The organism is Streptomyces sp. P17 (genome assembly GCF_032436805.1).
Taxonomy (GTDB): Bacteria; Actinomycetota; Actinomycetes; order Streptomycetales; family Streptomycetaceae; genus Streptomyces.
The window spans coordinates 1-1,073 of the sequence record NZ_JAVRBF010000189.1; the positions used below are offsets into that span (position 1 = coordinate 1).

2 protein-coding genes are annotated in these 1,073 nt (G+C 44.7%); both read right to left on the bottom strand.

Features of this window, described 5'->3' with window-relative positions; translation table 11 throughout:
* On the bottom strand, window positions 1–258 hold a 258-nt coding region (locus tag RMT89_RS40265; protein ID WP_315888706.1), incomplete at its 3' end, for a glycosyltransferase.
* Window positions 213–950, bottom strand: a complete 738-nt coding sequence (locus RMT89_RS40270) for a glycosyltransferase (RefSeq protein WP_315888707.1) — start codon at window positions 948–950, stop codon at window positions 213–215. The genes RMT89_RS40265 and RMT89_RS40270, both read right to left, overlap by 46 nt.
* Window positions 951–1,073 lie beyond the last annotated feature (123 nt).

Sequence of the window (1,073 nt, forward strand, 5' to 3'; positions counted from 1 at the left end):
GTCTGGCGTGATCGCATCTGGACAACCCGGCACATCCGTGGTGACCACGGCACGACCACAGGCTGCGGCTTCGACCAGGCTTTTAGGCAAACCTTCACGATAGGATGGAAGGCAAACAATATTGGCCGCTGCATATTGTGCCGCAATATCCTTTCGATACCCCAACAATTCGATATGCCCTTCAGATTCCCACTGACACAACTCTTGCTGCGTTACACTGGTTGGATTACCCGGATCAAGCGAGCCGATAAGGCGCAACCTCTCCGCTTCAGCAGCCTTGCAGCTTCAACAAACTCAAACACGCCTTTATCCCTCAGCAATCTCGCGGCCATAACTACAACAGGATTACCTATTGGTTCAGGTATAACCGGATACTCATCTAAAAGCACACCAGAGCCACGGATGAGGCGTGCTTTATCTAGCGTTAGGACGCCTATTTCACTCAATAAGTTTCTATCATCTGGATTCTGGAATATAACTAATGAGTCCTTACCGGAAAGGCCAAATTTGAGCATGCGGACTACGAGCGCCCTTCTAACTTTGGCAAACCAAGATTGTGCTAAAAATATAGTTCCTAAGCCAGCTATAGCAGCCACAATATTTTCAACACCTGCGAATCTTGCAGCAATCGAGCCATATAAGGCGGGCTTTATTGTTACTAAATGTATTAGCACAGGAGATATTTCTTTAATTAACTTGTAACAACTGACTATGCTAAAAGCCTCGCTAATTGGATCCCCCCCACCTCTTCTAATTGGTAGCTCATGATATTCAAAACCATATTCTTTCAATATGGAAATAGCCCTTTGGTCTTCTTCCGTTGCTGTCGAAGATGCAACATGTATTTTAAAGCCAGCATTCCAAGCTTTCTTTGCAATATCAAATCGATGTGATACAAAGTACTGAGGTGCATTAACTATAAAAAGTATAATATCTGATTTTTCAGCCAAGTAGCATATACCCCGGTGTTAGATTGTTATTACTTCTTCACATCCCGCTAGCAGTACGCTAACGGCTCAAGCGTTCATCTTACTGATAAGCAGTAGCGCACCGTAGTGCCCGGACAAGTAAGC